Below are 7,380 nucleotides of genomic sequence, written 5' to 3' on the forward strand. Positions count from 1 at the left end.
TACGGACGCCGGTGCCGGTGTCCAGGGTGAAGTGGCCCGGCCGGACGGAGAGCTGCGTCGGCTGGGGGACCAGCGCGGGGCGGCTGGGTGCGGGCACTGCGGACCTCCAGGGGGCGGACGGTGCGGTCCTTGCGGTGGTGCGGTGCTTGCGRCKGGTCAGCCCTTCACGGCACCGGCCGCGAAGCCCGACGTCACATGCCGTTGCAGCAGCAGGAAGATGACGAGGGCGGGCAGGGCGAAGAGCGTGGAGGCGGCCATCGTGGCGCCCCAGTCGGTGCCGAAGGTGTTGTGGAAGGAGGAGAGCCACACCGGCAGCGTCCGGTGGTCCTGCTGCTTGATGATCAGGAAGTTGGCGTACGCGAACTCGTTCCACGCCGTGATGTAGCCGAACAGCGAGGTCGCCATGAGGCCGGGCGCGAGCAGCGGGAACGCCACGTGGCGGAAGGCGGTGAACCGCGTACAGCCGTCGACCTGCGCCGACTCCTCCAGCTCCGGCGGGATCGTGGCGATGAAGCCGCGCAGCACGACGACCGTGAACGGCAGCGTCATCATGAAGTACACCAGCGTCAGCGTCGGCAGCCGGTCGAGCATGTCCGTGTCCCGCGCGATGATGTAGACGGGAATGATCAGCGACTCCCACGGCGCCATCTGGGCCACGAACACCATGAGCATAAACTGCCGCCGCCCGCGCCAGCGCATGCGGGCCACCGCGAAGGAGGCGCCGAGCGCCACCAGCAGCGAGAGGGCCACGGCACCGAGTGTCACGAGGACGCTGTTGCGCCAGAAGAGGCCGAAGCCGTCGGCGTCGACGGCCCGCCGGAAGTGGTCGAGCGTCCAGCTCCGGGGCAGCAGCCGGGGGTCGTCCGACTGGATGTCCCTGGACGGCTTGAAGGCTGTGGCGGCCATCCAGTACACGGGGAAGAGGCAGACGGCCACGGTGAGGGTGGCGGCGAGGGCGAGGGGCAGGCGGCGCAGGGCGCGCGGCGCGGTCACAGCTCGGCCTCCTGTCGGAACATCTGCCGGAAGTACAGGACGAGCACACCGGACATGAGCAGCACCGTCACCATCGAGGCCGCCGAACCGAGGTCGTAGTGCTGGCCCGAGAGGGCGGTCTGCACCGCGTACACGGGCAGGATCGTGGTCGCGTCGCCGGGGCCGCCGCGTGTCATCACCCAGATCTGCACGAACGCCTTGAACGTCCAGATCACTTCGAGCGAGAGCACCAGCATGAAGACCGGGCGCACGATCGGCAGGGTGATGGAGCGGAAGACGCGGGGTCCTGACGCGCCGTCGATGCGCGCTGCCTCGTACAGCTCGCCCGGCACGGTGGTCAGCGCCGAGTAGAGCGTGATCGCGGCGAACGGCACCGACTGCCACACCACGAGTGTCACCAGGATCGCGAACGCGGCCGGGCCGTGCGCCAGCCAGGGGTAGCCCTCGAACGAGGTGAAGCCGAGCCCGGTCAGGGTGTGGTTGACGATGCCGAACTCGGAGTGGAACAGCCACTGGAAGACCGTCGTCGCGGCGACCACCGGCATGGCCCAGGTGAGCACCAGCGCGCTGAGGACCACCGTCCGGCCGAACCGGCCGAGCCGCTCGACCATCAGCGCCACCAGGGTGGAGAGCACCATGATCAGTACGACGTTGAGGGCCATGAAGAGGAACGTCCGGCGCACCACCGTCCAGAAGCGGGGGTCGGACAGCAGCGTCGTGTAGTTGTCGAAGCCGGTGAAGTGCGCGTCGCCGAGGATGAGTTCGCGCAGCCCGAAGTCCTGGAAGGAGATCAGGACGGCCCGCGCCAGCGGGTACAGCAGCAGGTACACCATGCCGAGCACGGCGGGCGCCACGAGCAGACAGGGCCAGCCGCCGGAGCCGGCGGCGCGGCGCGGCGGACGTGGCGGGCGCCGGGGCGGCCGGCGGAGGGTGCGGGGCGGGGTCCGCTCATGGACGGCCGTCACGGCGCTCACTCCCTTCGTCAGGTCCTTGAGGGGTCATATCCTGGGCTCGTTCCGGAGCGGTCATGTCCTGGGCTCGTGCCGGGCCCGTCATGTGCCGGACTTCATCGCCGACGTGATCGCGTCGGACGCCCGGGCGGCCGCGCGCTCCGGGTCGGAGCCGGTCAGGACGGCCGTCATGTAGTCCTTGACCGGGTTCTTCGCCTCGACGGCGGCCCAGCCGGGGGTGTTCGGGGTGGCGTGCCCGACGGCCGCGCCGACCGCCATCGCCGAGGCCCCGGGATCCTTGGCGACGGCCTTGGCGAGCGTCGTCTTGTTGGGCACGTAGCTCATCGCGACGGCGAGCTTCTTCTGCCAGGCGTCGCCCGTGAGCTCCTTGACGAAGGTGTACGCGGCGTCGTGGTGCCGCGAGACGGTCGGGATGACCAGGTCGGAGCCGCCGGTGAAGACGGCGCCCGGGGTGCCGGGCGTCTTGCCGGGGACGGGGAAGAACCCCAGCTTTCCCTTGAGGCCGGGGTTGTTCCGGGTGACGACGTGGGCTCCGCCCGGGGTGCTGATGAGCTGCGCGACCTGGCCCTTGGCCATTACCTCGGCCTGGGGCGGCTGTGCCTCGTCGGAGTCCTTGGGGCCCTTGCCGAGCGCCTGGAGCTTCTCGTAGAAGGCCATGGCGCGCAGGGCCTCGGGCGTGTCCAGGGCGCCCCGCCAGGTCCCGCCGCTCTCGGTGGCGAGGTCGCCGCCCTCGTCCCAGATGAAGCCGGAGAGGGTGTACCAGTTCTGCCCGGGCAGGTAGATGCCCTGCCGGTCGCCCTTGTTCAGCTTCTTCGTCGCCGCGATCCACTGGTCGCGGGTCCTGATCGAGGAGGCGTCGACGCCCGCCTTGGCGAAGAGGTCCTTGCGGTAGATGACGACGCGGTTCGCGGCGTAGTACGGGATGCCGTACTGCTTGCCCTCGTACGCGCCCGGCTCGGCGAGGCCCTTCAGCCAGTCCTCGCCGCCGAGGTCGCCGACCTTGTCGCTCAGGTCGAGCAGACCGCCGCTCCGTGCGAACTGGGCGACCTGGGTGTTGCCCGTCTCGATGACGTCGGGCGCGTCGTTGCCGGCGAGCGCGGCGGTGACCTTCTCGCCGATGCCCTCCCACTCCTGGATCTGCACCCGTACGTCGATGTCGGGGTGTGCCGCCTCGAAGCCCTTCTCGAACTGCTTCTGGAAGGCCGCCGACACGCTGTCGCGCATCAGCCACACGTCGATGGTGGTGCGCCCGCCGTCCCCGGCCCCTCCGTCGCCGGAGCCGGAGGGACTGCAGGCACTGAGTCCGGCGGCCGCGACGAGCGCGGAGACACCGGCGAGCAGGCGGAGCTTCACGGGTGGGCGGAGCGTCACGGGTCACCTCTGGGAGTCGGACCTGACCAGTTGGGCAACTGGTCAGGTGACCTCTGGTGATGGAGAAAGGTGGCATGGACCAATGAGAGCGTCAACCCCCTTGGTAATGCTGGACAGTTGTCGATCAAGGGGGCCTTGTGGTCAACTGGTAAGGCGACTGGTTCACAGGCTGCGAGGGGGCGGGCGGTGGAGACCGACGACGCGCGAGGACGCGCGGAACGGGGACGGGGCGACGCCGTGGACCGGCGGGCGCCGGGCGCGGTGCTCAAGCGGGAGCGGGTGCGGGACCACCTCCTTGAGCTCATCGAGTCGCAGCGCCCCGGCGACCCCATCCCCTCCGAGCGCGCCCTCTGCGCCGGTCTCGGGGTGTCCCGGCCGACCCTGCGCGCCGCCGTGGACGAACTCGTCGCCGCGGGTCTTCTCGTACGCGAACACGGGCGCGGCATGTTCGTCGCGCAGCAGAAGATCACCCAGGAACTGGTGGCGCGCGAACAGGCGTTGGCGGTGCCCCCGGCCTCCGGTGCCTGGTCGAGCAGGCTGCTCGAATTCACCACCATCCAGGCCGGTGCCCGGGTCGGCCGCAAGCTGCGCCTCTCGCCCGCCGCCCGGATCGTCTACGTGGCCCGGCTGCGCCTCGTCGACGGCTCGCCGATGGCCATCGAGCATCTGCACATCCGCGCCGACCTCGTGCCGGGCCTGACCGACCGGGAGCTGGAGAGCGGCGACCTGTACGAGCACCTGCGCGAGCACCACGACGTACACGTCCGCGAAGCCGTGCAGGCCATCGAGCCGACCGTGGTCACCCGCGCCGAGGCCGACCTCCTCGACGTGCCGGAGCTGTCCCCGGCGCTGCTCTTCGAGCGGCTCACCTCCGACACCGCGGGCCGCCCCGTCGAGTACGTCCACTCCCTCTACCGGGGCGACCGCTACCGCATTGTCTCCCGGCTCACCCTCGGCCCCGCCGCCACGGCCGCCGAGCCCCTGCCGGGCCACCACCCCGGCATCCCGCCCGGCGACTTCGCGCACCGGGACACCGTGGCGTCCTCCACCCGGGGGGATGTGCAGCAGGCCCCTTGAGGGCGCGTCGGAGCGGCCTCCGCGACGGCGGGCCCGCCCGTGGTTACCGTTCCGCCATGGCCGACTACCGCATCGAGACCGTACGCACCGGCGAACGCGACTGGACCGCCCGCAACGACCGGGGCGCCGAGGTCCGCATCGCCGCCGCCGACGACCCCGGCGCCCAGCCCTCCTTCACCCCCGTCGAACTGCTCCTCGCCGCGCTCGGCGGCTGCGGCGGTCTGGTCGTGGACCGCACCGCGCGCTCCGTCGAGCACGACGCCCTGCGCATCGTCGTCGAGTCGGTGTCGCGGCCCGAGGACGACGGCCGCGTCGGCACGGTCCGCGTCTCCTACGAACTCGCCCTGCCCGAGGGGGACCGGAGTGCCGCCGAGACGCTCGAACGGGCCATCCGGCTGACCCACGAGAAGTACTGCACGGTGAGCCGCACGGTCGAGCACGGCGCCCGCGTCGAGGCGATCGGGCCCGACGGAACGATGCTGTTCATGGGCGGCTGATCCCAAGGGGGCTGGGCCCAGGGGAAGGCGGCCGGACCCGGAGGGGGCGGCAGGGCCTCTGAGGTGGCCGGATGATCGGTTGCGTGCGCTCCGAGCGTTTAGTTAGGTTAGCCTTGCCTAGCCAGTCAGGGGGAGCGGATGTCGGTTCGCGGTGCCCCCGGACCGACCGCGCCGCCGGCGCCGACCTCCGCAGGAGCCCCCATGGACCAGACCTTGTCGCCCGAGCGCGTACGCGCCGATGTCGCGGAGCTGCTCGACTGCGACCCCGCCGACCTCGCGCCCGAGGACAACCTGCTCGACCACGGTCTGGACTCGGTGCGCATCATGATGCTGATCGAGCGCTGGCGCGCCGCGGGCGCCACCGCCGTGGAATTCCCCGACCTCGCGGAACAGCCCGAACTGGGGCACTGGACGGCGCTTCTGACGGGCCGGGACGCATGACGCGCGAGGACCACAGGCACCGCCACCTGGAGCGGATCGCCGAGGTCCGCGCGGGGCGCGCCCCCGAGAAGGTGGGCTACCCGATCCGGGTGCGCGAGACCGAGGTCGTGCGCACCGCCATGGTCGGCTCCGGCCTGCTGCGGCTCACCCTCGGCGGACCCGGCGCCCGGGGCTTCGAGGCCCACGCGCCGGACGAGCACGTGAAACTGATCTTCCCCGAGCCGGACGGCTCGCTGCGCCTGCCCGAGCAGAACGGGGCGATGCTGCGCTGGCCCCGCCCCTCGCCCACCTCGCGCGAGTACACCGTGCGCCGTTACGACCCGGCCACCGCCGAGATCGACATCGACATCGCGCCGCACGACGGCGGCCTCGCGTCCGACTGGGCGGCGGCGGTCCGACCGGGCGCGGTCGTGCACCTCGCGGGCCCGCCCGGCGGCCTCATCGTCCCGCACGTCTACGACCGCTACCTGCTCGCCGGTGACATCACGGCGCTGCCCGCCATCGCGCGGTGGCTGGAGGAACTGCCCCGCACCGCGAAGGGCTGGGTGTTCATCGAGGTCGCCGACGCCACGCAGGAGATCGAGCTCTCCGCGCCCGACGGCTTCGAGGTGCGCTGGCTGCACCGCGGCGACCGCGCCCCCGGCACCGGCGACGCACTGGCCGAGGCCGTGACCGCGGTGACCGTGCCCACGGGCGAGCGGCTGTACGTGTGGGCCGCGGGCGAGGCGGGCCAGATCAAGCCGCTGCGCCGCTGGGTCCGCGACGAACTGCGCCTGGACAGGGCCGACGCCGACATCACCGGTTACTGGAAGCGCGGCGTCGCCGACTTCGACGACGACCACTGAACCGCTTCCCTTCCCACCTCCATTCACCCATCGCTTCAGCGCAATCCGCAGCAGCAGACCAAGGAGTTTCGCATGCCCATACGCAGATCCACGGCCCTGATCGGTGCCGTGGCACTGGCCCTCGTCGTCACCGGCTGCGGTGCGTCGTCGGACGGCGGCTCCGACAAGGCCGGTGACGGCAAGACCCGGACGTTCGCGGCGGACAACGGCAGGATCACCATCCCGGCGAACCCCAGGCGCGTGGTCGCCACGGGCTACGCCGTGCCCGTCATGATCGAGGCCCACGCCCCGCTGGTCGGCATCTCCTCGTGGAAGCGCGGCGAGCCGATGATGAGCAAGAAGGATCTCGCCACCTACAAGAAGCTCACCAAGGTGGCGGGCGAGCAGGCGGCCGAGACCAACTACGAGGCCATCGCCGAGGCCGAGCCCGACCTGATCGTGATCGGCGTCCCGGCCCCCGTCCTCGGCGACATCGACATGAAGCGCCTGAAGTCCATCGCGCCCGTCGTCGCCATCGGCCCGACCGTGCCCTCCGCCTGGCGCGAGCAGTCCCGCAAGCAGGCCGACGCCGCGGGCGCGCTGAAGAAGTTCGACGCCACGCGGAAGGCGTACGAGGAGAAGGCCGCGGGCCTCGCCAAGAAGTACGAGAACGTGCTGCCCGACCTGAAGCTGGGCCACGTCGGCGCCTACGGCGAGGCCGCCAAGGGCACCTTCCAGCGCGAGTTCGGCGGCTCGTGGGGCACCAACATCGCCGAGGACGTCGGCGCGAAGTACTACGGCAAGGTCAAGAAGCCAGGACCCGGCTCGCGCGCCGTCAGTGAGTACCCCTCCCTGGAGGAGCTGCCCGACGGGCTCGCCGAGGCCGACGCCCTCACCTACTCCGTCAACGCCGACGGCAGCGTCCCCGAGTCGGTGAAGTACGTCATGGACTCCAAGCTGTGGAAGAACCTCCCGGCCGTCAAGGCCAAGAAGACCTTCCCCATCCGCTACACCGAGGCCGCCACCTACGGACAGGCCATGCAGACCCTGGACGCGATCGACGAGTCGTTCGCGCCGCTCCTGAAGCCGTGACCGCGGCAGGCCGCACGACCGGTGCGGTGCGGAGGAGGCGGGGCGTGTCCCGGGCGGGGCTGCTCGTCGGCGGCCTCGTGCTGCTCGCGGCGGTCGCCGTGCTCAGCATCGGCG

General features: G+C 71.4%; 8 protein-coding genes. 5 read left to right on the plus strand and 3 right to left on the minus strand.

The genetic code is table 11. The features are described from left to right. Positions 1-156 precede the first annotated feature (156 nt). The 3 genes from AB8Z36_RS26405 to AB8Z36_RS26415 all read right to left on the minus strand — a co-directional run bounded on the left by AB8Z36_RS26405 (position 157) and on the right by AB8Z36_RS26415 (position 3,317). Positions 157-993, minus strand: a complete 837-nt coding sequence (locus tag AB8Z36_RS26405; protein ID WP_369215876.1) for a carbohydrate ABC transporter permease — start codon at positions 991-993, stop codon at positions 157-159. Continuing rightward, complete coding sequence (locus AB8Z36_RS26410; RefSeq protein ID WP_369215877.1) at positions 990-1,958, minus strand: carbohydrate ABC transporter permease; 969 nt, start codon at positions 1,956-1,958, stop codon at positions 990-992. The genes AB8Z36_RS26405 and AB8Z36_RS26410 overlap by 4 nt, the downstream gene beginning before the upstream one ends. An 87-nt stretch (positions 1,959-2,045) precedes the next feature. Then, positions 2,046-3,317 (minus strand): extracellular solute-binding protein, encoded by a 1,272-nt coding sequence (locus tag AB8Z36_RS26415; RefSeq protein WP_369215882.1) that lies wholly within the window; start codon positions 3,315-3,317, stop codon positions 2,046-2,048. A gap of 255 nt (positions 3,318-3,572) precedes the next feature. Here AB8Z36_RS26415 and AB8Z36_RS26420 point away from each other — a divergent pair, with 255 nt between their 5' ends. The 5 genes from AB8Z36_RS26420 to AB8Z36_RS26440 all read left to right on the plus strand — a co-directional run bounded on the left by AB8Z36_RS26420 (position 3,573) and on the right by AB8Z36_RS26440 (position 7,266). Then, entirely contained in the window at positions 3,573-4,412 is an 840-nt protein-coding gene (locus AB8Z36_RS26420) for a GntR family transcriptional regulator (RefSeq protein WP_369215883.1), read from the plus strand. A gap of 56 nt (positions 4,413-4,468) precedes the next feature. After that, positions 4,469-4,909, plus strand: coding sequence for an OsmC family protein (locus tag AB8Z36_RS26425; protein WP_369215878.1), 441 nt, complete (start codon positions 4,469-4,471; stop codon positions 4,907-4,909). A 201-nt stretch (positions 4,910-5,110) separates the two neighbouring features. Then, positions 5,111-5,350 carry a phosphopantetheine-binding protein gene (locus AB8Z36_RS26430; protein WP_369215879.1) on the plus strand — a complete coding sequence of 80 codons (240 nt, stop codon included), beginning with the start codon at positions 5,111-5,113 and terminating at the stop codon, positions 5,348-5,350. Beyond that, positions 5,347-6,195: a siderophore-interacting protein gene (locus AB8Z36_RS26435; RefSeq protein ID WP_369215880.1), complete on the plus strand. Its 849-nt coding sequence runs from the start codon at positions 5,347-5,349 to the stop codon at positions 6,193-6,195. The genes AB8Z36_RS26430 and AB8Z36_RS26435 overlap by 4 nt, the downstream gene beginning before the upstream one ends. Before the next feature lie 72 nt (positions 6,196-6,267). Continuing rightward, on the plus strand, positions 6,268-7,266 hold the full coding sequence (locus AB8Z36_RS26440; protein WP_369215881.1) for an ABC transporter substrate-binding protein: 999 nt from the start codon (positions 6,268-6,270) through the stop codon (positions 7,264-7,266). Positions 7,267-7,380: the final 114 nt, after the last annotated feature.

The organism is Streptomyces flavofungini, assembly GCF_041028215.1.
Taxonomy (GTDB): Bacteria; Actinomycetota; Actinomycetes; order Streptomycetales; family Streptomycetaceae; genus Streptomyces; species Streptomyces flavofungini_B.

Excerpts from the sequence above, each read along its gene's own strand:
- AB8Z36_RS26435 (WP_369215880.1), top strand. The coding sequence starts at position 5,347 with ATGACGCGCGAGGACCACAGGCACCGCCACCTGGAGCGGATCGCCGAG.
- AB8Z36_RS26440 (WP_369215881.1), top strand. The coding sequence starts at position 6,268 with ATGCCCATACGCAGATCCACGGCCCTGATCGGTGCCGTGGCACTGGCC.
- AB8Z36_RS26430 (WP_369215879.1), top strand. The coding sequence starts at position 5,111 with ATGGACCAGACCTTGTCGCCCGAGCGCGTACGCGCCGATGTCGCGGAG.
- AB8Z36_RS26425 (WP_369215878.1), top strand. The coding sequence starts at position 4,469 with ATGGCCGACTACCGCATCGAGACCGTACGCACCGGCGAACGCGACTGG.